The 23,498-nt window shown below is 63.9% G+C and carries 22 protein-coding genes; 13 read left to right on the top strand and 9 right to left on the bottom strand.

Annotated elements, in window-relative coordinates; genetic code table 11:
* Window positions 1–199 precede the first annotated feature (199 nt).
* Both NH14_RS28315 and NH14_RS28320 read left to right on the top strand, forming a co-directional pair.
* Window positions 200–1,216 carry a serine hydrolase gene (locus tag NH14_RS28315; protein WP_052148635.1) on the top strand — a complete coding sequence of 339 codons (1,017 nt, stop codon included), beginning with the start codon at window positions 200–202 and terminating at the stop codon, window positions 1,214–1,216.
* Between the two features lie 78 nt (window positions 1,217–1,294).
* Entirely contained in the window at window positions 1,295–1,948 is a 654-nt protein-coding gene (locus NH14_RS28320) for a glutathione S-transferase family protein (RefSeq protein ID WP_035535302.1), read from the top strand.
* A 23-nt stretch (window positions 1,949–1,971) separates the two neighbouring features.
* On the opposite strand, the gene NH14_RS34180 is transcribed toward NH14_RS28320, so the two are convergent.
* The 5 genes from NH14_RS34180 to NH14_RS28345 form a co-directional block, all read right to left on the bottom strand.
* Window positions 1,972–2,100 (bottom strand): helix-turn-helix domain-containing protein, encoded by a 129-nt coding sequence (locus tag NH14_RS34180; RefSeq protein WP_152617372.1) that lies wholly within the window; start codon window positions 2,098–2,100, stop codon window positions 1,972–1,974.
* An 86-nt stretch (window positions 2,101–2,186) separates the two neighbouring features.
* Window positions 2,187–3,626 (bottom strand): RNA polymerase sigma factor, encoded by a 1,440-nt coding sequence (locus tag NH14_RS28330; protein WP_052148634.1) that lies wholly within the window; start codon window positions 3,624–3,626, stop codon window positions 2,187–2,189.
* Window positions 3,626–4,048: a VOC family protein gene (locus tag NH14_RS28335; RefSeq protein WP_035535297.1), complete on the bottom strand. Its 423-nt coding sequence runs from the start codon at window positions 4,046–4,048 to the stop codon at window positions 3,626–3,628. Before NH14_RS28335 ends, NH14_RS28330 begins: the two co-directional genes overlap by 1 nt.
* A gap of 45 nt (window positions 4,049–4,093) precedes the next feature.
* Window positions 4,094–4,519, bottom strand: coding sequence for a YciI family protein (locus NH14_RS28340; RefSeq protein ID WP_035535294.1), 426 nt, complete (start codon window positions 4,517–4,519; stop codon window positions 4,094–4,096).
* A gap of 165 nt (window positions 4,520–4,684) precedes the next feature.
* On the bottom strand, window positions 4,685–5,038 hold the full coding sequence (locus NH14_RS28345) for a YciI family protein (RefSeq protein WP_035535291.1): 354 nt from the start codon (window positions 5,036–5,038) through the stop codon (window positions 4,685–4,687).
* Window positions 5,039–5,269: 231 nt separating this feature from the next.
* Between NH14_RS28345 and NH14_RS28350 the strand changes: the two genes are divergently transcribed.
* The 11 genes from NH14_RS28350 to NH14_RS28400 all read left to right on the top strand — a co-directional run bounded on the left by NH14_RS28350 (window position 5,270) and on the right by NH14_RS28400 (window position 19,039).
* Window positions 5,270–6,532 (top strand): ROK family transcriptional regulator, encoded by a 1,263-nt coding sequence (locus NH14_RS28350; protein ID WP_035535433.1) that lies wholly within the window; start codon window positions 5,270–5,272, stop codon window positions 6,530–6,532.
* A complete protein-coding gene (locus tag NH14_RS28355; protein WP_035535430.1) occupies window positions 6,519–8,072 on the top strand; it encodes a sugar ABC transporter ATP-binding protein in 1,554 nt (517 codons plus the stop codon). Before NH14_RS28350 ends, NH14_RS28355 begins: the two co-directional genes overlap by 14 nt.
* A 51-nt stretch (window positions 8,073–8,123) precedes the next feature.
* Window positions 8,124–9,143, top strand: a complete 1,020-nt coding sequence (locus NH14_RS28360; RefSeq protein WP_244143502.1) for an ABC transporter permease subunit — start codon at window positions 8,124–8,126, stop codon at window positions 9,141–9,143.
* A 117-nt stretch (window positions 9,144–9,260) separates the two neighbouring features.
* Entirely contained in the window at window positions 9,261–10,214 is a 954-nt protein-coding gene (locus tag NH14_RS28365; protein WP_168727166.1) for an ABC transporter substrate-binding protein, read from the top strand.
* Window positions 10,215–10,361: 147 nt separating this feature from the next.
* Window positions 10,362–11,996 carry an NADP-dependent glyceraldehyde-3-phosphate dehydrogenase gene (locus NH14_RS28370; RefSeq protein WP_035533426.1) on the top strand — a complete coding sequence of 545 codons (1,635 nt, stop codon included), beginning with the start codon at window positions 10,362–10,364 and terminating at the stop codon, window positions 11,994–11,996.
* 14 nt (window positions 11,997–12,010) lie between these two features.
* A complete protein-coding gene (pyk, locus tag NH14_RS28375) occupies window positions 12,011–13,450 on the top strand; it encodes a pyruvate kinase (RefSeq protein ID WP_035533448.1) in 1,440 nt (479 codons plus the stop codon).
* Window positions 13,428–15,065 (top strand): glucose-6-phosphate isomerase, encoded by a 1,638-nt coding sequence (gene pgi / locus NH14_RS28380; RefSeq protein ID WP_035533424.1) that lies wholly within the window; start codon window positions 13,428–13,430, stop codon window positions 15,063–15,065. The genes pyk and pgi overlap by 23 nt, the downstream gene beginning before the upstream one ends.
* Window positions 15,066–15,075: 10 nt before the next feature.
* Window positions 15,076–16,014, top strand: coding sequence for a carbohydrate kinase family protein (locus NH14_RS28385; RefSeq protein ID WP_035533422.1), 939 nt, complete (start codon window positions 15,076–15,078; stop codon window positions 16,012–16,014).
* A gap of 14 nt (window positions 16,015–16,028) precedes the next feature.
* Window positions 16,029–17,510, top strand: coding sequence for a glucose-6-phosphate dehydrogenase (gene zwf, locus NH14_RS28390; protein ID WP_052148489.1), 1,482 nt, complete (start codon window positions 16,029–16,031; stop codon window positions 17,508–17,510).
* Window positions 17,441–18,580 (top strand): hypothetical protein, encoded by a 1,140-nt coding sequence (locus NH14_RS28395; protein ID WP_237179794.1) that lies wholly within the window; start codon window positions 17,441–17,443, stop codon window positions 18,578–18,580. The genes zwf and NH14_RS28395 overlap by 70 nt, the downstream gene beginning before the upstream one ends.
* A gap of 15 nt (window positions 18,581–18,595) precedes the next feature.
* Window positions 18,596–19,039: a hypothetical protein gene (locus NH14_RS28400; RefSeq protein ID WP_052148487.1), complete on the top strand. Its 444-nt coding sequence runs from the start codon at window positions 18,596–18,598 to the stop codon at window positions 19,037–19,039.
* A gap of 50 nt (window positions 19,040–19,089) precedes the next feature.
* On the opposite strand, the gene NH14_RS28405 is transcribed toward NH14_RS28400, so the two are convergent.
* From NH14_RS28405 to NH14_RS28420, 4 genes are all read right to left on the bottom strand, one after another.
* Window positions 19,090–20,517 carry a purine-cytosine permease family protein gene (locus tag NH14_RS28405; protein ID WP_407947195.1) on the bottom strand — a complete coding sequence of 476 codons (1,428 nt, stop codon included), beginning with the start codon at window positions 20,515–20,517 and terminating at the stop codon, window positions 19,090–19,092.
* 95 nt (window positions 20,518–20,612) lie between these two features.
* Window positions 20,613–21,545, bottom strand: a complete 933-nt coding sequence (locus tag NH14_RS28410) for an electron transfer flavoprotein subunit alpha/FixB family protein (protein ID WP_035533417.1) — start codon at window positions 21,543–21,545, stop codon at window positions 20,613–20,615.
* A gap of 26 nt (window positions 21,546–21,571) precedes the next feature.
* Window positions 21,572–22,321, bottom strand: a complete 750-nt coding sequence (locus NH14_RS28415; protein ID WP_035533415.1) for an electron transfer flavoprotein subunit beta/FixA family protein — start codon at window positions 22,319–22,321, stop codon at window positions 21,572–21,574.
* Between the two features lie 26 nt (window positions 22,322–22,347).
* Window positions 22,348–23,487: an acyl-CoA dehydrogenase family protein gene (locus tag NH14_RS28420; protein ID WP_035533413.1), complete on the bottom strand. Its 1,140-nt coding sequence runs from the start codon at window positions 23,485–23,487 to the stop codon at window positions 22,348–22,350.
* Between the last annotated feature and the right edge of the window lie 11 nt (window positions 23,488–23,498).

The raw sequence follows: 23,498 nt of genomic DNA on the forward strand, positions 1-23,498 counted from the left end.
CTCCAGGCCCATATCCCATTCGATGCGAAATTCACGCCCGAAACTCGCCTGGGTATTCAACTCATCCGTACTCAAGCTTCGATTGCGTCCGCCGGTGATTTCCCTTTCCCGATTCCCATTTGTTCTCTGTGCCCTGCTCATTGCGAGCCTGACCGCAACGGTCGCCTTCGCCGCCACGCCACAGCCGCATCACACCGAAATGCGCACCCAGGCGCCCGTTAAAAAGAAAAAGATCACGCGCAAGCGACGCTCCGCGCAACGCACGTCGCCGGCCCTGGCGAGCGGCGAAGCGTCCGATGCGAAACGCCACGCAAAGCGGCCAAAGGTAAAAGCCGCACCGCATACGTCGCGTCCGCCGCGGGCAGCAAATAGCCGGCACGCCGCGCGCACGACACACGCGGGCGCAACCCGCACGGCATGCACGGCCGTCCCGCGCCTGATCGCGCGCTGCGGCTTCACGCCGGCCTCGCGCGGAAAGCTCTTCTCACGCTCGGTCTATGTCGTCGATGAAAAAAACCGCACGCCGCTCTACGCGCGCAACGCCGACGCCGTCGCCCCCATCGCATCGGTCTCGAAGCTGATGACCGCCGTGGTCTGGCTCGATCAACACGACGCGCCGCTAGCGCGCCACCTTGCCGTGACCGACGCCGACCTCGACACGCTCAAGTTCACACATTCCCGGCTCCCGGTGGGCTCGAGCCTCTCTCGCGCCGACATGCTCCATATCGCACTGATGTCTTCGGAGAACCGCGCGGCAGCGGCCCTTTCGCGCGACTATCCGGGCGGGCGCTCCGCATTCGTGGCGGCAATGAATGCCAAAGCGCGCGACCTCCGCATGCCGCACACGCATTTCGTCAACGCTTCGGGTCTCTCGCCGCAGAACGTCTCCACCGCGCGCGAGCTTGCGCGGCTCGTACGCGCCGCCAATGGCTATCCGCTGATCCGCCGCTACTCGACCGACAAACAGCAGTTCGTGTTCACCGCCCCCAGAAAACTCCTGTACGTGAACACCAACCGCCTCGTGCGCTACAACCGCGTCCAGGCGAGCCTGCAGAAAACAGGCTTCATCAACGAGTCGGGGCACAACATGGTCATGCGCGTGATGGTGCATGGGCGACGCCCCGTGATTGTCGTCATGCTCGACAGCGCAAGCGCCGAAGGCTCGCGCCTCGACGGCATGCGCATTGCGCATTGGCTCAGTTGCTCGCTGCGCTGACGCCGCATTCGTACAGCGTGCCGGTTTGCTGCTACGCTGCCGATGGCACAACACAAGGACACACCCCCGAGGACTATCATGAGCAAGGAATACAAGCTGCATTGCTTTGCGCAATCGGGCAACGCGTACAAAGTGGCGCTGATGCTCGCCTGCTCGGGCGTCGACTGGGAGCCGGTGTTCGTCGACTTCTTCCACGGACAAACCCGCGGCGCGGACTGGCGCGCAAGCACCAATGAAATGGGCGAAGTGCCGGTTCTCGAACATGCCGGCAACACGCTGACGCAATCGGGCGTGATTCTCGACTACCTCGCCGATCGCCTCGGCACGTTTGCCGCGCAAAACGAGAACGAGAAGCGCGAGATCTTGCGGTGGATCTTGTTCGATAACCACAAGTTCACCAGCTATATTGCCACCTATCGCTACTTTCGCTCGTTCGCCACGACGCCTCAGCATCCCGAAGTCCAGAAGTTCTTGAAGGGCCGGGCCGAGGCCGCGTATTCGATAGTCGAAACGCATCTCGCGCAGAACGAATACATCGTGGGGAAACGGCCCACCATCGCCGATCTCTCGCTTGCGGGATACGTGTTCTATCCGGCTGAGGAAACAGGCTTCGATCTTCCCTCCGCTTATCCGAACATCGCGCGCTGGGCGCAGCGAATCGCGAATCTGCCAGGCTGGAAAGATCCTTATGAGCTGATGCCAGGGGAGCGCATTGCGCCGCGCAATGTTTAGACGCGCCAGCTTCGAGTCACGCTCTAAGCCTGGATAAGGACTCCGATGTTGCCATCCAGCCCCAGTACACGCAGGACACGCATGGACGTGCCCATGGCAATCGTCGGGTCGCCGTTCTCCAGTCGACGTAATGTCTCGCGCGAGACACCCATGCGCTCGGAAAAGAGCCCGCCGTCGTCTGCGAGTAAATGGACTTGGATGCCCCATAAATTGGCCGAAAACGCGTGATTTGCCAAATTTATGGGGCATCAGGCGTTTTTCCGGATGCCCATACCCCCTTCCGGTCACCCACTGTCTTCGCCCGTTCCAGCAGCACCTCACGATCGCGCGCATTCAGCGTGAGCGCGGCGGCGCGCTCGAACTCGGCGCGCGCCTCGTCGGCGCGGCCCAGCTTCGCAAGCAGATCGCCGCGCGTGGCAGGCAGCCAGGGATAGTGGCGCAAGGCCGGCTCCTCGCGTAACTCATCGACGATGACGAGCGCGGCCTGCGGCCCATGGGCCATGCTCACCGCCACAGCACGATTGAGCTGCACCACGGGAGACGGCGCGATGCGCAGCAACGCATCGTAGAGCGCGACGATGCGCGCCCAGTCAGTTTCCTGCGTGCTCGGCGCACGCGCATGGCACGCGGCGAGCGCGGCTTGCAGCGCATAAGGTCCGAGCGCCGCATCAGCCTCTCGTTGCGCCGATCCCGCATCCGGGCTAACGCCCGGCCGCGCTGCGGATCGCTCCCCGGCCAAACTCGTCGCACACTGCTCAGCGCGCGCAAGCGCGGCGAGACCTCGGCGGATCAGCAACGCATCCCAACGCGCACGGTTCTGGTCGGCGAGCAGCACCGCGCGGCCTTGGCGGTCCACGCGCGCAGGCAATCGCGACGCCTGCAATTCCAGCAGTGCGGCAAGCCCATGCGCCTCGGACTCCTCGGGCGCCAGTTCGGCCAGCATGCGGGCGAGGCGCAGCGCCTCTTCACAAAGCGCCGGCCGCATCCAGTTCGCGCCCGCCGTCGCCGCATAACCCTCGTTGAAAATCAAATAAATAACTTCGAACACCGAATCAAGCCGCGCTGCGCGCGCGGCCTTGTCCGGCACTTCGAACGGCACCTTTGCCTCCGCCAGCGTGCGCTTCGCGCGCACGATGCGCTGCGCGACGGTGGCCTCGGCCACGAGAAACGCGCGCGCAATCTCGCCCGTGGTCAGCCCGCCCAGGAGCCGCAAGGTAAGCGCCACACGCCCCTCGCGCGGCAGCACCGGATGACTGGCCACGAACAGTAACCGCAGCAGGTCGTCGCCTATGTCGTCTTCGCGCGCCGCATCCAGTGCATCGACGAAATCAGGCGCGAAATGCGCTTCGAGCGCTTCGAGATCGGCGCCCAGCGCTTCGTGCGCGCGCGCATGCGAGGCGGCCCGCCGCAAGCGGTCGAGCGCGCGGTGCTTCGCTGCGGTCATGAGCCATGCTCCCGGATTGGCGGGGATGCCGCTCGCGGGCCAGTTTTCGAGCGCCGCGACCAGCGCGTCCTGCGCGGCGTCCTCGGCGAGTCCCACGTCGCCCAGCAGGCGGGCGGCGTGGGCGATCACCCTGGCCGATTCGATACGCCAAACAGCGGCAATCGCGCGGTGGGTCGCCACCTCGCCGGCCGCCTGGCCGGCTGCATCGTCATACTCGCGACGCGCCTCGTGCATCACGAACCGTGCGCGCCTTTCTCGACCGCTTCCGGCGACATGTACATGAGCTCCCAGATATGGCCGTCGGGGTCTTCGAAGCTGCGGCCGTACATGGCGTCGCCGCAATCCATGGGCGGGCGCTTCGAGCTGCCGCCCGCGGCCAGCGCCTTCTCCACCAGCGCGTTCACTTCGTCCCGCGACTCGCACGAAAGACACACGAGCACTTCGGTCTGCTCGCGCGCATCGACGAGCGCCTTGTCGGTGAAAGTGCGCATGAAATCGGTGGTGAGCAGCATTGCGAAGATGTTCTCGCCGATTACCATGCAGGCGGCCTTGTCATTGGTGAATTTAGGCTCGAACGTGAAGCCGACCTTGCCGAAGAAGTCCATCGAGCGCTTCAGGTCGCGCACGCCCAGATTGACGAAAATATGCTTGTGCATGATGGTTTCCTTTATCGATATCGTCTGGATTGCAGAATAAATCGCTTATTTGGCGTTGCGCTCTTTTTCGAGGAGCGCGCCAAAACGTTCGATGCCCTCGCACGGGGCGAAGTCTTCGAGTTCATAGAGTTGGCGCACTTCGATTTCGCCATCCGTGTGCTTGCCGAACGGCGCTGGGAAACGCCGCGCCCATTCGAGCGCTTCGTCGCGCGAGCGCACCTGGATCAGCGTGTAACCGGCAATGAGTTCCTTCGTCTCGGCGAATGGGCCATCGACGATGGCGGGCTTGCCGTCGGTGTAGCGCACGCGAAAGCCGCGCGAGCTCGGGTGCAGGCCCGAGGCGTCAAGCAGCACGCCCGCCTTGGCCAGTTCTTCGTGATAGGTGGCCATCTGGGCGAACATCTCCGGGTCGTTGGGGGTCTCGTCCGATTCGCTCAGCGCGTTGGCGCGCACCATGATCATGAATCGCATTGCTTTCTCCTGTCTCCATGCAGATGGGGGGTGAAGGAAGCGTCATCGTTTCGATGCGCTCATTCACACGACGCGCAACGTCCGTGCAAATCGACATCGGTTGAATATTTTTTTACTGACCCAGGGAAAATACTTAGGCCGATAGCGCCCATCGGACTCTGTTGACTAGCGAAAGCACGGACCAAGCTCCCGCACTTCCACGCTCGCCCACTCCGCAGCCGGGCATTCGCGCGCGATGGCGAGCGCCTCTGCGCGCGTTGCGCAGTTAATCAGAAAAAAACCGCCTACCATTTCCTTAACTTCAGTGAATGGCCCGTCGAGTACGCTGGCCCGCCCTTCGCGCACCTGCACGCGGGCGGCCTCCTTGTCGGAGACGAGCGATTGCGCGTCGATCAACACGCCGCGCGCGGCGAGATCGTCGGCGAAGCGCAGCATGCGCGCGTAGAGCGCCTCGCCTTCGGCCTGCGTGCGCGTGTCCCGCTGGCCGCGCGGTTCTGCAATGAGCAGCATGTATGCCATGACGTTCCTGTTCCTGTGTGTGCCTATGCGCACCGTGCACGATCGGCGCACACGGATGAAAGCCGTTGAAAGCAAGGAAAGCATAGCTCAGAAGAAAGATGTGTCGACTATAGGGCAACCGGGATTTCCCCAGGCTGACACAGAACGCTTTCCGGAATTAAATAAATCAACTTGATTTATTTAGTCGCCAGCACCGTTGCATCGAACCGCTGGCGTCACTGGAGGAGACCCGTGAGAAGTCCGCATGTCGGCCAGGGCAGCAACTCGGCCAATGTCCGCCGCTTCAACGAGCGCCTGCTGCTGCAGGCGCTGCGGCGCGCCGGCGAGGCCTCGAAGGCCGATCTCGCCCGCCTCGCCAATCTCACCAGCACGGCGGTGGGCAGCATCATCACCTCGCTCACGGAGAACGGCCTGATCGAGATGAGCGGCCGGCGTCTGGACGGCGGCCGCGGCCAGCCCGCCTCGCTGCTGCGCCTCGCGCCGCGCGGCGCGTTCGCCATCGGCGTGCGCCTGGACCGGACCAACATCGAAACCGTGCTCGTGGACTTCGCGGGCCGGATGATCGGGCGCCGCTCGCACGACATGCTGCTCCCCGCACCGCCGCTCGCGCAGGAAATCGTCCAGCGGGATATTCGCGAACTCTCAGGATTGCTTGACAAATCCGAACGCAACCGTCTTGCCGGCATTGGCGTGGCGCAGCCGTACAACCTCGGCAGCTGGCTGAGCGAGCTGGGCCTGCCCGCCGAAGCATTCCGCGTCTGGAACGACGTCGATTTCGCAAGCGATCTGGGCCGCGCGCTCGGGCTGCCCGTGTTCAGCGAAAACGACGGCAACGCCGCCGCCATCGCCGAGATCTTCTACGGCTGCGGGCGCCAGCGCGACGACTTCCTYTATCTCTTTCTCGGCGCGGCCATCGGCGGCGGCATTGCGATTGACGGCGACTGCGTGCGCGGCCTCAACGGCAACGCGGGCGACTTCGCCGTGATGCCTGTGCCGCCGAGCGCCCTGCCCTCGGCGCACAAGCCCGCCGGCAAATGGGACATCCTGCTTTCGCGCGCCTCGCTCATCGCGCTGCGCCGCCATCTGCAGTACCACGGCGAGAAAGTCGACAACCGCGCCGATCTCGAAGCGTGTATCGCGCGCGGCCATCGGGCCGTCGAGGAATGGCTCGACGACTGCATCGACGCGCTCGCGCCCGCGCTGCGCTCCGCGCTGTGCGTGCTCGACGTGCCGGCCGTGGTGCTCGACGCCGACGTGGACGCGGGCCTCATCGACATGCTCATGCAGCGCCTGCGCGTGGCCGTGGCGGCCATCGCGCCCGAGGCGCGCGGCACGCCCACGCTGGTGCGCGGCACCTTCGGCCCCGACGCGGGGGCGCTGGGCGCCGCCACGCTGCCCATGTTCTTCAACTTTTCGCCGCGTGCGGGCATCCTGATGGGCGCCGGCGCACAAACCAACGTACAAGCGCAGGAGGAGAGCCATGTCGCGCTCTGAATCGACGCCCCCGCTGCTGGAAATGCGCGGCATCAGCAAGACGTTTCCCGGCGTGCGCGCGCTCAACCAGGTGCGCCTCTCGGTCTGGCCCGGCGAAGTGCATTCGCTGATGGGCGAGAACGGCGCGGGCAAATCCACGCTCATGAAGATTCTCTCGGGCGCGTATCAGGCCGACGCCGGCGGCGAAATCGTGCTCGACGGCAAGCCGGTCGTGATCGACGGCCCGCTCGCCGCGCGCGAGCTGGGCGTGGCCGTGATCTACCAGGAGCTGAGTCTCGCGCCGAATCTTTCCGTTGCCGAAAACATTCACGCCGGGCGCGAGTTGCGCCGCGGCGGCCGCCGCTTCGGCATGGTCGACCGCGCCGCCATGGAGCGCGGCTGCGAAGACGTGCTCAAGCGTCTGGGCGCGAGCTTCGGCCCCGCGACGCTGGTGGGCTCGCTCTCCATCGCCGAGCGCCAGCTGGTGGAAATCGCACGCGCCGTGCACAGCGACGCGCGCATCATCGTGATGGACGAGCCCACCACGCCGCTCTCCTCGCGCGAAACCGAGCGCCTCTTCAAGCTGATCCGCCAGTTGCGCGAGGAAGGGCTCGCGATCATCTACATCAGCCACCGCATGGCCGAGATCTACGAGCTCTCCGACCGCGTGTCCGTGCTGCGCGACGGCAGCTACGTCGGCACGCTGATGCGCGACGAGCTCAACGCGGAAAGTCTCGTGAGCATGATGGTGGGCCGCGATATTTCGGGGTTCTACAAGAAAGAGCACGCACCCTACGATCCGGGCCACGTCGTGCTTACCGTGCGCGATGTCGCCGATCACCACCGCGTGCGCGGCTGCAGCCTCGATCTGCATTCGGGCGAAGTGCTCGGCATTGCAGGCCTCGTGGGCGCGGGCCGCACCGAGCTTGCGCGCCTGATTTACGGCGCGGAGCAGCGCGTGCGCGGAGAGATTGCCATCGACGGCCGCAAGCTCCACGTACACGGGCCGCGCGACGCCATCGAAGCGGGCCTCGTCTATCTGACCGAGGACCGCAAGCATCAGGGCCTCTTTCTCGACATGAGCGTGCGCGACAACATCAACGTGGCCGTGGCCGGACGCGATGCGCGCTTCGGCGTGCTCGACCTCGCGCGCGGCGCGTCGCGCGCGAAAGATTCGATTCGCGCGCTCTCGATTCGCGTGCCGAGCCCGCGCGTGAACGTGGGTGCGCTCTCGGGSGGCAACCAGCAGAAGGTGCTGCTCTCACGGCTGCTGGAAACCAAACCGCGCGTGCTGATACTCGACGAACCGACGCGCGGCGTGGACATCGGCGCGAAGTCAGAGATTTACCGCATCATCAACGACCTCGCCAAGACCGGCGTGGGCATCATCGTGATTTCGAGCGAACTGCCCGAGATCATCGGCGTGGCCGACCGCGTGCTCGTCATGCGCGAAGGCGTATTCGCCGGAGAGCTGGGCGGCTACACCGGCCAGCCCATCACCCAGGAAGCCATCATCGAACTCGCCACCGGCTCGCAGGGCGCGCTGGGCGAGGCCGCCTGATTCCGACGCACAAGTCGAAGAGATATTGAGGAGCACGACATCATGAAGAGCATTCTTCCCCGCCACGGCGCTGCAGCGCAGCCTGCGCAGGCCACCTCCGGCAGCACGGCGCTCGACGGCCATCGCGCCCGCATGAAATCCTTCATGCGCACGGCCGGCATGCTGCCCGTGCTCGTGCTGCTATGCATTGGCTTCGGATTCCTGACCGATGGCTTTGCCACGTTCCAGAACCTCTCGATCGTCACGCAGCAGGCGTCGATCAACATCGTGCTCGCCGCGGGCATGACCTTCGTGATTCTCACGGGCGGCATCGACCTCTCGGTGGGCTCGATCCTCGCCGCATCGGCGGTCGCGGCCATGCTCTGCTCCACCGTCCCGGGCTGGGGCTGGCTGGGCATTCCCGCCGCGCTGGGCGTAGGTCTTGGCTTTGGCATCGTCAACGGCGCGCTGATCTCGCTGCTGCGCCTGCCGCCCTTCATCGTCACGCTCGGCTCGCTTACGGCGGTGCGCGGCATCGCGCGCCTCATGGGTCACGACACCACGATCTTCAATCCGCAACTCTCGTTCGCCTTCATCGGCAACGGCACGGTGTTCGGCGTGCCCTGGCTCGTGATCATCGCGCTCGTGGTGGTGGCCGTTTCGTGGTTCGTGCTGCGCCGCACGGTGCTCGGCCTGCATATCTATTCGGTGGGCGGCAACCCCGAAGCCGCGCGTCTCTCGGGCATCAAGGTCTGGGGCATCGAGATGTTCGTCTATGCGGTCTCGGGCCTGCTCGCCGGTTTGGGCGCGGTGATGTCGGCCGCGCGCCTCTACGCCGCGAACGGCCTGCAACTCGGCCAGTCGTACGAACTCGACGCCATCGCGGCGGTGATCCTGGGCGGCACGAGCTTCGTGGGCGGCGTGGGCTCGATCGTCGGCACGCTGATTGGCGCGCTCATTATCGCGGTGCTCTCGAACGGCCTCGTGCTGCTGGGCGTCTCGGACATCTGGCAATACATCATCAAGGGCCTCGTGATCGTGGGCGCCGTGGCGCTCGACCGTTATCGCCAGCGCGGCTCGGCGCGTACCTGAAACGCCTTGCCGGCTTCATAAGCGGCTTCAAATCGGCTTAAAAAAGCGGGCGCAGGCGGTCCTCCTGCACCCGCACTGCATGGCACACACCAACCGGACCCCTCTGGAGACAACGTTATGTTCAAGAAAAAGGCTGCTTTCGCGGTTCGCGCCACTGCCGCACTGGCGCTCGGTTTCGCGCTGCAAGGCGCGCATGCCGCCGACAAGCAACTGAAGTCGATCGGCATCACCGTGGGCTCGCTTGGCAATCCTTACTTTGTGACCATTGTGAAGGGTGCCGAAGCGAAGGCGAAACAGCTCAATCCGAACGCGAAAGTCACAGCCGTCTCGGCCGACTATGACCTGAACAAGCAGTTCACGCAGATCGACAACTTCATCTCGGCGCACGTCGACATGATCCTGATAAACGCCTCCGATCCGAAAGCAATCGAACCGGCTGTGAAAAAGGCGCGCGCCGCGGGCATCGTGGTGGTGGCCGTGGATGTGGCCGCAGCAGGCGCCGACGCCACCGTGCAAACCGACAACGTGAAGGCCGGCCAGATCTCGTGTGAATACCTGGCGAAAAAGATCAACGGCAAGGGCAACGTGATCATCGAAAACGGCCCGCAGGTCTCGGCCGTGATTGACCGCGTGAACGGCTGCAAGCAGGTGCTCGCGAAGTCGCCGGGCATCAAGATTCTCTCCGACGACCAGGATGGCAAGGGCTCGCGCGAAGGCGGCATGAACACGATGCAGGGCTATCTCACGCGCTTCCCGCAAGTGGCCGGCGTGTTCACCATCAATGACCCGCAGGCCGTGGGCAGCGACCTGGCCGCGAAGCAGTTGAACCGCACCGGCATCGTGATTACCTCGGTGGATGGCGCGCCCGATATCGAAACGGCGCTCAAGACCGACACGATGGTACAGGCTTCCGCCAGCCAGGATCCGTGGAAGATGGCGCAAACGGCGGTGCAGGTGGGCTACGACATCATGAACGGCAAGAAGCCCGCGAATCCGATGATTCAGATGACGCCGCAGCTCATCACGCGCGACAACATCAGCAGCTACAAGGGCTGGTCGTCGCAGCACTGAGCAAATTCAACCGGCGTTGCCCCTGCAAGGATCAAGGGGCAACCCGGTACTGCCATCAATAGTACTACCTATTTTTTTCAGGACCTGCTTCTTCCCCGCTATTTGCACAGCATCTTAATGAATGTCCCCACAGACCCTGGAGCTCTCATGACGACCGGACACCACGCGCTCGCCCGGAATTTCCCCACAGTCGACGAAATTCCGCCGGAACACCGGCTTACCGCTCCCGTTCATCAGCGCGGTTTCCTGACTGGCGGCCAGATCCGGGTATGGGACGGCCCCTGTAAAACCGTGCTGTCGCCCGTCTGCACACGCGACGCGGCAACCGGCGACGTGAGCCAGGTGGAGATCGGCAGTTATCCGCTGATGGGCGAAGCGCAGAGCGATGCCGCGCTGGATGCCGCGGTCGCCGCTTACGACAACGGCCGGGGCCAATGGCCGACGATGACGGTTGCTGGCCGCATCGCCTGCATGCAGGCGTTCGTGAAAGGCATGGTCGAGCGCCGCCAGTCGATCGTCACCCTGCTCATGTGGGAAATCGGCAAGAGCCTCGCCGACTCGCGCAAGGAATTCGATCGCACCATCGAGTACATCCAGGCCACGATCGAGGCGCTCAAGGACGTGGAAAACGACCATTCGCGATTCATGGTCGTCGAGGGAACCATTGGCCAGGTCCGCCGCACGCCGCTCGGCGTGGTGCTGTGCATGGGACCGTATAACTACCCGCTCAACGAGACGTTCTGCACCCTGATCCCGGCCTTGCTCATGGGCAACACGGTGGTCCTCAAGCCGCCGCAATACGGCACCCTGCTGTTCGAGCCGCTGCTCGAAGTCTTTCGCGACGCGTTTCCGCCCGGCGTGGTCAACACCATCTATGCACCGGGTCAGCTGGTGGTGCCACGCATGCTGGCCTCAGGCAAGATCAACGTGCTGGCATTGATTGGCTCAAGCCGCGTTGCGGACCATTTGAAAAAGCAGCACCCGAAGTCGCACCGCCTGCGCGCGGTGTTGGGGCTCGATGCGAAAAACGCGGCCATCGTGCTGCGCGACGCCGACCTCGATCTCGCCGTCAAGGAATGTCTGCTCGGCGCGCTGTCGTTCAACGGACAGCGCTGCACGGCCCTCAAAATGCTGATCGTGCATAGCAGCGTCGTCGATGCGTTTCTCGAGCGCTTCACCGCTGAACTGGCGCGGCTCAAGATGGGCATGCCCTGGGAAGCCGGCGTGCAGATCACGCCCTTGCCCGGACCGCATCGCACCGCCTACATGACAGAGGCGATCGAAGACGCCGTGGCAAAGGGTGCGCGTGTCGTCAACGAGGGCGGCGGTGATTTCTGCAGCACGCTCTTCAATCCGGCTGTCGTCTACCCCGTGCGGGAGGGTATGAAGCTGTACCGGGAGGAGCAGTTCGGTCCAGTCGTCCCCGTGATGAGCTTCGACTCCGTGGAGGAGGCGCTCGACTACGTGATTACTTCCGATCACGGCCAGCAGGTGAGCATTTTCGGGACCGACACCGCCCAGATCGGTGCGCTGGTGGATCCGCTCGTCAATCAGGTTTGCCGCGTGAATATCAACTGCCAGTGCCAGCGCGGGCCGGACGTGTTCCCCTTCGCCGGGCGCAAGGATTCGGCGGAAGGCACGCTCTCGGTCAGCGACGCGCTGCGCGCGTTCTCGATCCGTTCGATGATCGCGGCCAAACTGACCGAGTCGAACAAGGCACTGCTCAACACCATTGTTCGCGAGCATCAATCGAAGTTCATCAACACCGACTTCATCTTTTAAGCGGAGCGAGCATGATGCGTCGAAAACGTAATGCCAAGATCGTCGCCACGCTGGGACCGTCGAGTTCCGACCTGAGCACGGTGCGCGCCCTGTTCGATGCCGGCGCCGATGTGTTCCGGCTCAACTTCAGCCACGGCACGCACGCGCAGCACCAGGAGCGGCTCGAAATCATCCGCCGTGTCGAGCGCGATACGGGGCGGCCCGTCGCCGTGCTGCTCGATCTTCAGGGCCCGAAGCTCCGTATCGGCACGCTCGCCAATGGTCCGGTCACGCTCGAGGCCGGCGCGGCGTTTCGCGTCGACCTGGACCCTGCCCCGGGCGACGCCACGCGCGCGCCGCTGCTGCACCCGGAAATCTTCGCGGCGCTCGAGACCGGCACGGAATTGCTGGTCGACGACGGCAAGGTGCGTTTGAAGGTCCTGAGCTTCGGACCGGACTTCGCCGACACGCAAGTCATCACCGGCGGCACGATATCGGATCGCAAGGGCGTGAACGTACCTTCAGTGCTGCTGCCCATTCCGGCTATGACACCCAAAGATCGCGCCGACCTCGAGTTCGGTCTGACACTTGGCATCGATTGGGTCGCGCTGTCGTTTGTGCAAAGGCCCGAGGACGTGCAGGAGGTGAAGGCGATCGTTCAGGGGCGCGCCTTCGTGCTGGCCAAACTGGAGAAACCGGCGGCAATCGACTCGCTCGACGCGATTGTCGATACGGCAGACGCGATCATGGTCGCGCGTGGTGACCTAGGGGTCGAACTGCCCGCTGAACAAGTGCCGAGAATCCAGAAACAGATCGTCAGGGCCTGCCGCGCCGCCGGCAAGCCGGTCGTCGTCGCCACGCAGATGCTCGAATCGATGATCGGCGCGCCGGTCCCGACTCGCGCTGAAGCCTCGGACGTGGCGAACGCGGTGTACGACGGCGCGGACGCGGTGATGCTGTCGGCCGAGTCCGCGTCCGGCAAATACCCGCGCGAGGCGGTGGCGATGATGGACCGCATCATCGCCGAGGTGGAGTCCGATCCGGACTACCGCAGCGCGATCGACGCATCCCACACCGCGCCGCAGGCCGCTGTCGCCGATGCGATCTGCCTCGCCCTGCGGCAGACCGCAAACCTGCTACCGGTGGCGGCCATCGCCACCTACACGCGATCGGGCTATACCAGCCTGCGCGCAGCACGGGAGCGGCCCGTGGTGCCGGTGCTGAGCCTGACTCCGGAGCTCGCCACCGCACGCCGCATGGCGCTCGTCTGGGGCGTGCATCCCGTGCATGCCAACGAGAGCGTCCGCGACGTGCCTGACATGGTGGACAAAGCCTGCGCGATCGCTCGGCGCGAAGCCTTCGCGCAGGCGGGCGATTTCGTCGTCATCGCCTCCGGCATGCCTTTTGGCGTGGTCGGCACGACCAACTTTCTTCACGTTGCCAAGGTAATAAATGTCCAAACCGACCGTGCCTGAACTGACCCAGTCACCCGCCTGGCGCGCGCTCGCCGCGCATCGCACCCGCGTCGCTCACGGTTCGATCAGCGAGCTGTTCGCCGACGATCCAGATCGCGTTGCCCATTTCTCGCTGGAAGCCGCCGGCCTTTACGTCGATTACTCGAAGAATCTGGTCACCGCCGAAACGCTCGAGCTGCTTTGCGCGCTCGCGCGCGACATGGGTGTGGAAGAACGGCGGCGCGCCATGTTCGCGGGCGAGCGGATCAACACCACCGAAAACCGGCCGGTCCTGCACGTTGCGCTACGCGAACGCAGCGCCATGCCGATTCCGGTGGACGGCAAGGACGTGGTTCCCGAAGTATCGGCAGTGCTGGAAAAAATGCGCCGCTTTACGGATGCCGTGCGCGAGGGCACGTGGCGCGGCTACACCGGCCGTGCGATAACCGATGTGGTGAACATCGGCATTGGCGGCTCGGATCTCGGGCCACGCATGGTCTGCGAAGCACTGAAACCGTACGCGCACGAAGCGTTGACGATGCACTTCGTGTCCAACGTAGACGGCGCCGATATCGCCGAGGTGCTGCGCAGCGTCGATCCGGAAACGACGCTCTTCGTCGTGGCGTCGAAAACCTTTACCACCCGCGAGACGCTCGTCAATGCCCAAACCGCACGCGCGTGGCTGCTGGCGAGCGGCGCGCCCGAAACGGCCGTCGCGAAGCACTTCGTGGCCGTTTCCACGCATGCCGAAGCCGTTGCCGCGTTCGGCATCGATACGGACAACATGTTCGAGTTCTGGGACTGGGTGGGCGGCCGATATTCGCTCTGGTCCGCGATCGGGCTGCCCATCGCGCTCGCGATCGGCATGGACGGCTTCGAGGCGATGCTCGGCGGCGCTCATGCGATGGACAGGCACTTCTTCGAGGCGCCGCTCGCGCACAACCTGCCGGTGCTGCTCGCATTGATCGGCATCTGGCACATCAACTTCTTTGGCGCGACGAGCCACTTGATCGCACCGTACGACCGCTATCTGCACCGACTGCCTGCGTATTTGCAGCAGCTCGACATGGAGAGCAACGGCAAGTCCGTCACGCTTGAAGGCGAACGTGTCGACTATGCGACCGGGCCCGTCATCTGGGGCGAGCCCGGCACCAACGGCCAGCATGCGTTCTTCCAGTTGCTGCACCAGGGGACCGCATTGATCCCGGCGGACTTCATCGTCTGCATGCAGCCACATCATGCGCTCGACGCCCATCACGAGATTCTGCTCGCCAATTGCTTCGCGCAATCCGAAGCGCTGATGAATGGCTCGCCGGCCGCAAACGAGCCGCATCGCAATTTCGACGGCAATCGCCCGACCAATACGATTTGCCTGGACAAGCTCGACCCGGCCTCCCTCGGCGCATTGCTCGCGCTGTACGAGCACAAGGTGTTCGTGCAAGGGACGATCTGGAACATCAACTCATTCGATCAATGGGGGGTGGAGCTCGGCAAGCGGCTCGCCGTGACGATCGAGGGCGAAGTCGCGCAACCGGGCAGCGAACTCGCTCATGACGGCTCTACCAACGGTCTGATCGGCCGCTTCAGGGAGCGACGCAAACAACCGGCGGCATCGGCAAATCATCGGGTCAACTGAGTTCATTCGAATGACGACGAATCTCCCCAAACTGGTCGTGTTCGGCGAAGCACTGACCGACTTTATCCGCGAAGACAACCAGCGCTGGCGCAGCGCGCCCGGCGGATCGTGCTGGAACGTCGCCCGCGTGGGCGCGCGCCTGGGCGTATCCACCGGTTTCGCCGGCACCGTCAGCCGCGACACCTTCGGCGACGAGCTGATGCAGAAAAGCCGGGAGGCGGGGCTCGACATGCGCTTCACCCGCCAGGTCGACCACGCGCCGTTGCTCGCCATGGTGGTCTCGAAGCACCCGCCGCAGTATTTCTTTATCGGCGAAAACAGCGCCGACCTCGCCTTCGACGCCCAGGCCTTGCCTGCTGGCTGGCTGGACGCGGCGCAGATCGTTCACTTCGGCTCGCTCAGCCTGGTCCGGCAGCCGCTGGCCGCGCACCTTCTGGAGATGGCAGAGGCCGCCCATGCGGCCGGCAAGCGGATCTCGTTTGATCCGAACTACCGCGATTTGATGGCCGGCCCCGCCTACCGGAGCACGCTGCGCCGCATGGCCGGGCTGGCCAGCTATATCAAGGTCTCCGACGAGGATCTGCAGGGCCTGCTTCCGGAGCTGGACGAGGCCAGCGCACTCGCGCAACTGCGCGAGTGGGCTCCCACAGCGTCAATCCTCCTGACGCGCGGCGCCGAGGGGATGCAACTGTTCACGGCGCAGGAGGCGCTGTTTCAGCCGGCGTTCGCGACACAGGTGGTCGACACCGTCGGCTGCGGCGACGCCTGCTTTGGCGGATGGCTCGCAAGTCTGCTCATGCGGCCCGATGCACCGCTGGCCGCTCATCTGGCGTTTTCCGCCGCATGCGCCGCGGTAACGTGCGCGCGGGAAGGCGCCTATGCCCCGCAGCTGGACGACGTGGCTGCGCTGGCCGAATCCGCGAGTCCTTGTCTCGATCTCCAACTCTGAACGCCTTGAACGCCATGACGAAACGAACTACCCGCGGGCCTGACCAACCACCCTTCGCCTTCGTCCTGTTCGGCGGAACCGGCGATCTGGCGATGCGCAAGATCTTGCCTGCCCTCTTCGCGGCGCACCGCGACGGCCTGCTCGCGCCCGATGGCCAGATCGTCGCCGTTGCGCAGACCGCCCTGGATACGGGCGGCTATCTGCGATGGGTACGCGAGCACGTGAAGCCCCACATTGCGGGCGCTCCGATCGAAGATTCAGTATGGCGAAGTTTTCTCGAACGCATCGTCTACGTCATGCTCGACGCGAGTCAGCCGCAAACGTACGCCGCGCTGCGCGATACGCCAGCTACGACAAGCGGCCGGCGCATTTTCTATCTGGCAACGGGGCCTGCCCTGTTCGTGCCGATCTGCCGCGCGCTGGCGTCGGCGGGGCTCACCGAAGGCTCGCGCATCGTGCTGGAAAAGCCGCTCGGATACGATCTGGAATCGTCCAATGCGATCAACGATGCAGTGGGCGAGATCTTCGACGAAGACCAGATCTATCGGATCGACCACTACCTCGGCAAGGAAGCGGTCCAGAATCTGCTCGCGCTTCGGTTTGGCAATTCGTTGTTCGAACCATTATGGCGCCGCGAATGGGTCGAGAGCATTCAAATCACCGTAGCCGAGGAACTGGGCGTCGAAAGCCGCGGCCAATTCTACGATCAGACAGGCGCGATGCGCGACATGGTGCAGAACCACCTGCTGCAACTGCTTTCCATCATCGCGATGGAGCCGCCACGGTCCATGGACGCCGACGCGGTGCGCGACGAGAAACTGCGCGTGCTGCGCGCGCTCAAACCGGTGCTCGGCGACGACATCCGGCAGAACGTGGTCCGCGGCCAATATCACGCGGGCGCCATCAAGAACACGTCGGTCTGCGCCTATCACGCGGAAACGGGTGTCAGGCAAGGCAGTTCGACCGAGACTTTCGTTGCGTTGAAAGCGGAGGTGGAAAACTGGCGCTGGGCAGGCGTGCCATTCTTCCTGCGCACTGGCAAACGGCTCGCGGGCCGCATCGCTGAAATTGTCGTCAACTTCCGGCCGGTGCCGCACTCGGCGCTGGGCCCGACGGCCTTGCGTCCGGGTTCGAACCGGCTGACCATTCGCTTGCAGCCTAACGAATCGATTCGCCTGAGCGCCCTCGCCAAGCAGCCGGGCATGGGCATGACGCTGCAAGGCGTGCACCTGGATCTCGCCTTCGATCAATTCTTCCAGCAGAACCGGATGGAGGCTTATCAGCGCTTGCTGCTCGATGTGATCGGCGGGCGGCTGGCCCTCTTCGTGCGGCGCGACGAACAGGAGGCGGCATGGCGCTGGGTCGCCCCGATCATCGAAGACTGGGCTACGCAGGCAAGCCTGCCGAAACCCTACGCGGCAGGCACATGGGGACCGGCGGCGGCCAGCGCGCTGCTCGCACGCCACAACACCTGCTGGCCGGAAGAAGAAAACTGATCAGGCACGACGCTCTCCCCTTTCCTCTTCAGCACATGGGCATGGATAAAATCTGGCACCTCGAATGGCCTCACGGCTCCCTTGACGTCCACGCAAGGGGCGGCATGCTCGGCGGCGTTTCGCTACGCAGCGGCGAGCAGCGCGTCGCGCCGTTCTACGAAGCCCCGTGGCTCGACGATGAAACACCCGCGCAGGCGGGACTCCTCGGCCAGCTAAGAAGCGAATTTCCCTGCGTTCCGTTTGGGGTGCCGTGGTCCGCCGAGGCGGTCGTGCCAAGCTGGCAGAAGAGCCTCGCCGCGTCGGTCGACGAACCCGATGATCCGCTCGATGCGAGCGATGACCTGCTGCACGGTTATGTCTGCGTGGGCGAATGGACCCTCGTGCGCCAGACCGACCTGTCGATCGAGATCGCGCTCGAGTATCCGCGCGAGTCGTCGATCGCCCGTGTCGTTCGCGTCATTCGCGCCGACCCCGATGGCCCCGCAATCGACTTTTCCGTGAAGGTCGAAGCCCGCCGCAAGACGCGACGGCCGATAGGACTGCATCCGAATCTGGCCTTGCCGTCGATGGCCGGCGCCTTGCAGATCGACCCGGGCGCGTTTAGCTTTGGCGTTGTCCACCCGGGCGGCCCCGAACCCGGCGTATCGCGCGCCGCCCCTGGCGCGATGTTCGAGCAGCTCGATCGCGTACCGCTGCGCGCCGGGGGAACCGCAGCGTTCGATCGCTTTCCCTTCGCGCACGATACGGAAGAGATCATCCAGCTTTGCGGCGTCGATGGTTTCGTCATCCTGAAGAATGAGGCGTCCGGGCTTGCATATCGCCTGAGCTGGGACGCCTCCGTGCTCCCATCACTGCTCCTGTGGATCAGCAATCGCGGCCGCACTTACAGCCCTTGGAACGGCCGCAACCTGTGCCTGGGCGTCGAGCCCGTGGCCAGCGCATTCGAACTCGGCTGCCGCCCGTCGATGGCGGACAACCCGATCAATGCCAGAGGGATTCCCACCACGGTCTCGCTCGAACCGGGCACACCCGTTGAAATCGCCTATCGATTCGAGATCATGACGCCATGAAGACCCGCCCAGGAAATGAAGCCTAATCGCAAGTTCTCTCAAAAGGCCATGCTGCTTCCCTTGCCGATGGCATACGTCAGGGATGCGTCGCTCACAGCGCATCTGGCTTTCGCGGTGTGCCGCGCCGGCCAGGGAAACCGGCATCAGCTTTTCCAGCTCATCCGGATGACCTATCTTTCGTACCTGCTATGGCAGGACGGGTATGGAGACGCCGCCTACGAACTGTATTGCGATGCCGAAGGGGCATTAGAGGCTGCTGCCGAACACGCCTACGCAACCGGCGACTGGAGCCTGAGCGACGACGCCATCCGATTAACGCAGGACATCGTCCGAATTTACGATGAGCAAATGAGCTCGGTGTGCCGTCAGCATTACCTGCAATGTTCCGCCAAACTCGACCGTTTGCTCCGGGTCGAGATACCGAACAAGATCGGCAGGAGGGAAGCGCGGGCTGCGTAATATGCATCACCCTCACATCCCTTCTTGGCGCGGCGCCACCCTTCGCACTTTCACGCGTCGCCAACCGTATCGGGCAGGATAAGCTCGTTGGGCATACGCGGCTGCACGAGACGCGTCACCGCGTAGTACAGTGCGCCAGGCACGATGATGCCGACGATCCATGAGATATCGACGCCGCCGAGCGCGTTGACCCAGCGGCCCGTATAAAACCCGGTAGCGACGAAGGGCATCTGCACCAGCACGCCCACGACATACACGGCAATACCGACCGTATTCCAGCGCCCATAGCGGCCATTCGCATCAAAGAGCGCCGGCACATCATAGCGCTCGCGCGTCACCCAGTAGTAGTCCACGAGATTGATCGCGCTCCACGGCGTGAAGAACACCAGAAGGAAGAGCAGGAACGATGAGAACGCCTTCAGGAACGTATGCTGTCCAGCGAGCGCGAGCGCACTCGATATGCCTACCGAGAGAATCACAAATGCGAGCCGCGCACCGTGAGATATTTCCCGGCGCTGTCGCAGACCGGTGACGATCGTCGTCACTGACATCACGCTGCCGTACGCGTTGAGCGTTGTGATGGTGAGCTTCCCGAGCGCAATCGTGAAGTAAAGAACCGCGGCGATGATTCCCGTTGCGCCAAGGCCGACGATAAACGCCACTTCGTGCCCGGCGAAACGGCTGCCGGCGAGCGCGGCCGCGAGCACGCCAAACGTCATGGACACTTGCGCGCCGGTCACCGTGCCACAAAAGACCGCCAGGAATGTCCTGAATACCGAAACGGATTTCGGCAGATAGCGCGAATAGTCGGCTACATAAGGGCCATACGCGATTTGCCACGATGCCGATAACGAAACGGCGAGCAGGAATGACGCTACCGTGAAGTGACGGTTGGCGAGCAGTGTGCTCCACGCATGACCATTGAGCAGGCTCACAAACAGATACAGGAAGGCGAGCGTGCCGACGATGCTCGATACGCGGCCCATGGCGTGAATGATTCGATACCCCAGCCCCGTAAGCAGAATCACGATGGATGAAAAAATCAGGATTGCTATGGTATCGCTCACGCCCAGCAATTCGCCGATCGCCTGACCGGCGAGAACCGTGCCCCCCGCCGAGAACCCCACGTACATCACGCAGACCAGGGCGAGCGGAATAATCGCGCCATAAACGCCGAATTGCACGCGACTCGAAATCATCTGCGGCAAACCGAGCTTGGGACCTTGAGCGCCGTGCAACGCCATTACGGCACCGCCAAGTATCTGTCCAACAAGCAGTCCGACCAGCGACCAGAATACGTCGCCGCCCAGCACGACGGCGAGTGCGCCGACCACGACGGCTGTAATCTGGAGGTTCGCGCCGAACCAGAGGGTGAACTGGCTGAACAGATTGCCGTGACGCTCGGCTTCGGGAATGTAGTCGATCGAACGCCGCTCGACCAGCGTGGCTCTTTCACTACGCGCTGCGGTGCAGTCCATCATTGCGCTCCTCTTTCGTAAGGGAAGTGCTGCGTGCCTGCGCGCCGCACTTTTCGTGCGGCGTGCGAAGCGTTAACAAAACCGGCAATTGGGGTTCAGAGCTGTGCGGCAAGCGTGGGCACGATCACGTTCAGATCGCCTACGACGCCATAGTCGGCCACGCCGAAGATCGGAGCGTCTTCATCGCTGTTGATCGCGACTATGACCTTCGAGTCCTTCATGCCGGCCAAGTGTTGAATCGCACCTGAAATGCCGACTGCGACGTACAACTGCGGCGCGACGATTTTGCCCGTCTGGCCCACCTGATAGTCGTTCGGGACATAGCCAGCATCGACGGCTGCGCGCGATGCGCCTAATGCCGCGCCAAGCTTGTCGGCGAGCGGCTCGAGCACCTTCGTGTAGTTCTCGCCACTGCCGAGGCCCCGGCCGCCCGACACGACGATGTTCGCCGATGTCAGCTCCGGGCGGTCCAGCCTCGTCACCTCACGGCTTACGAACCGCGAAATGCCGGCATCGGCCGCGGCGTCGATTCTCTCGACTTCCGCAAAAGCGCCTTGCGCTGCCACCGGGTCGAAGCTCGTCGCTCGCACGGTGATCACCCTGGTGGGATCAGCAGATTGCACGGTCGCGACCGCATTGCCTGCATATATCGGCCGCTCGAACGTATCCGCGGAAACGACCGCCGTGATGTCGCTGATCTGCGCAACATCGAGCTTCGCCGCAATGCGCGGGGCGATATTCTTGCCCCAAGCCGTTGCGGGAGCCAGGATATGCGAGTAATCGTTCGCAATGCTCAGCACGGTTGCTTCAACATTTTCCGCAAGGCCTTCGGCCAGTTGCGGTGCGTCTGCAAGCAACACCTTCGCACAGCCAGCCATCTTTGCAGCCGCCTGGGCGGCGCCCTGCGCCCCATGCCCCGCCACCAGCACATGAATCTCGCCGCCAATCTCCCTTGCGGCAGCCATGGTGTTCAGCGTCGCGGCCTTGATCGACGCGTTATCGTGCTCGGCAATTACCAGTATTGTCATGTCTCTCCTCTCCTCGCGTTCGTCGATCAAAGCACTCTGGCTTCGGTCTTGAGCTTCTCCACCAGCGTCTCCACATCCGCCACCTTCACCCCCGCCGCCCGCTTTGGCGGCTCGCAGACCTTTAGCGTTGTAAGGCGCGGCGTGACGTCGACGCTCAGGGCTTCGGGCCTGAGGATTTCCAGCGGCTTCTTTTTCGCCTTCATGATGTTCGGCAACGTCACATAGCGCGGCTCATTCAGGCGCAGATCGGTCGTGACGACAGCGGGCAAGGTCAGCGACAGCACCTCCGCGCCGCCATCCACTTCGCGCGACACGGTCGCTCTGCCCTCCGCCACCGCCACCTTCGACGCAAACGTCGCCTGCGGCAGACCCGCCAGCGCGGCGAGCATCTGCCCCGTCTGGTTCGAATCGTCGTCGATGGCCTGCTTGCCGAGCATCACCATCTGCGGCTGCTCCTTGTCCACCAGTGCCTTGAGCAGCTTCGCCACGGCCAGGGGCTGCAGGTCCACGTCCGCTTCGACGAGGATCGCGCGGTCCGCGCCCATCGCCAGCGCCGTGCGCAATGTTTCCTGCGCTGGCGCACTACCGCAGGAGACCACCACCACCTCGCCAGCCACACCCGATTCCTTCAGCCTCACGGCTTCCTCAACCGCAATTTCATCGAATGGGTTCATCGACATTTTTACGTTCGCAATGTCGATGCCCGTACCGTCCGACTTCACGCCCACTTTGACGTTGGCATCGACAACGCGCTTCACCGCCACCAGCACTTTCACTCTCTCACTCCTTTCACAGATTGTCGTCACGCCAGAACGGACCGGGCGATGACCGTGCGCTGAATCTCCGATGAGCCCTCGTAGATGCGCAGAATCCGCGCATCGCGCACCAGTCGCTCGATCCGCATCTCGCGCGTGAAGCCGTAGCCACCGTGCATTTGCAGTGCGGTGTCGGTGATGAACCCCACCATCTCCGACGCATAGAGCTTTGCCATCGAAGCCGCGTCCGTGAACGGCTCGCCTGCCGCGCGCCGCGTGGCCGCCTGAAGCGTCAGAAGCCACGCCGCTTCGAGCTGCGTTTTCATGTCGGCAAATTTCCATTGCAAGCCTTGCCTCGCCGCCAGCGGCTCGTTGCCGACGTGCCGCGTCTTTGCCCACTCCACGGCATCCGCGAGCGCCGCTTCGGCAAGGCCCAAACTCGTTGCCGCCACGTCGAGGCGGCTGTTGTCGAGCACTTTCATGGCGGTGCGAAAACCGGTGCCTTCGTCGCCCAACCGGTTCGCGGCCGGCACATGGCAGTCGAGCGCGACTTCATGGGCGGGCGCACCGCGAATGCCCATCAGCATTTCGGCGGACGACACCGATACGCCCGGCGTATCGCGGTCGACCACGAAAGCACTGATTCCCCTTGTGCCGAGTTCGGGCGCGGTCTTGGCATAGACCACGATGAACTGGGCAGCCGCCGCGTTCGAAATGAAATGCTTCACGCCGCGCAATCGATAGCCGTCGCCCTCGCGCACTGCATGCGTCGTCATGCCAGCCGGATTCGAGCCGGCTTGCGGTTCCGTCAGCGCGAATGCGCCAAGCTTTACGCCGGTCGCCGCGTCACGCAGATATCGCGCGCGCAGTGCATCGTCGCCGCCGATCAGGATCGAATCGGTCGCAAGATAGTGAGCACCGATCATGGATGAAGTCGACGCACACGCAGCCGCGATCTCGGCCAGCGCGAGAATGATCGCGGCAGGCGATGCGCCGACGCCGCCCCAACGCTCGGGCAGATTCATGCCCATCACGCCGAGATCGGCGAGCGCAGGAACATAGCGCGTCGTGGAAATTTCCTCGCGGTCGATTTGCGCCGCGTGAGGCGCCAGCTCCGCGTGCGCGAATCGGCGGATGGCTTCCGCGATTTCCACATCGGCTTCGGTAACACCCATTCGTTTATACATGTTCGTCATCC

Origin of the sequence: Paraburkholderia sacchari, assembly GCF_000785435.2 — a bacterium.
Taxonomy (GTDB): domain Bacteria; phylum Pseudomonadota; class Gammaproteobacteria; order Burkholderiales; family Burkholderiaceae; genus Paraburkholderia; species Paraburkholderia sacchari.

Coding starts and splice junctions, on each gene's coding strand:
- NH14_RS28315 (WP_052148635.1), top strand. CDS start 200: ATGCGCACCCAGGCGCCCGTTAAAAAGAAAAAGATCACGCGCAAGCGA.
- NH14_RS28320 (WP_035535302.1), top strand. CDS start 1,295: ATGAGCAAGGAATACAAGCTGCATTGCTTTGCGCAATCGGGCAACGCG.
- NH14_RS34180 (WP_152617372.1), bottom strand. CDS start 2,100: ATGGGTGTCTCGCGCGAGACATTACGTCGACTGGAGAACGGCGACCCG.
- NH14_RS28330 (WP_052148634.1), bottom strand. CDS start 3,626: ATGCACGAGGCGCGTCGCGAGTATGACGATGCAGCCGGCCAGGCGGCC.
- NH14_RS28335 (WP_035535297.1), bottom strand. CDS start 4,048: ATGCACAAGCATATTTTCGTCAATCTGGGCGTGCGCGACCTGAAGCGC.
- NH14_RS28340 (WP_035535294.1), bottom strand. CDS start 4,519: ATGCGATTCATGATCATGGTGCGCGCCAACGCGCTGAGCGAATCGGAC.
- NH14_RS28345 (WP_035535291.1), bottom strand. CDS start 5,038: ATGGCATACATGCTGCTCATTGCAGAACCGCGCGGCCAGCGGGACACG.
- NH14_RS28365 (WP_168727166.1), top strand. CDS start 9,261: ATGTTCAAGAAAAAGGCTGCTTTCGCGGTTCGCGCCACTGCCGCACTG.
- NH14_RS28370 (WP_035533426.1), top strand. CDS start 10,362: ATGACGACCGGACACCACGCGCTCGCCCGGAATTTCCCCACAGTCGAC.
- pyk (WP_035533448.1), top strand. CDS start 12,011: ATGCGTCGAAAACGTAATGCCAAGATCGTCGCCACGCTGGGACCGTCG.
- pgi (WP_035533424.1), top strand. CDS start 13,428: ATGTCCAAACCGACCGTGCCTGAACTGACCCAGTCACCCGCCTGGCGC.
- NH14_RS28385 (WP_035533422.1), top strand. CDS start 15,076: ATGACGACGAATCTCCCCAAACTGGTCGTGTTCGGCGAAGCACTGACC.
- zwf (WP_052148489.1), top strand. CDS start 16,029: ATGACGAAACGAACTACCCGCGGGCCTGACCAACCACCCTTCGCCTTC.
- NH14_RS28395 (WP_237179794.1), top strand. CDS start 17,441: ATGGGGACCGGCGGCGGCCAGCGCGCTGCTCGCACGCCACAACACCTG.
- NH14_RS28400 (WP_052148487.1), top strand. CDS start 18,596: ATGAAGCCTAATCGCAAGTTCTCTCAAAAGGCCATGCTGCTTCCCTTG.
- NH14_RS28405 (WP_407947195.1), bottom strand. CDS start 20,517: ATGGACTGCACCGCAGCGCGTAGTGAAAGAGCCACGCTGGTCGAGCGG.
- NH14_RS28410 (WP_035533417.1), bottom strand. CDS start 21,545: ATGACAATACTGGTAATTGCCGAGCACGATAACGCGTCGATCAAGGCC.
- NH14_RS28420 (WP_035533413.1), bottom strand. CDS start 23,487: ATGTATAAACGAATGGGTGTTACCGAAGCCGATGTGGAAATCGCGGAA.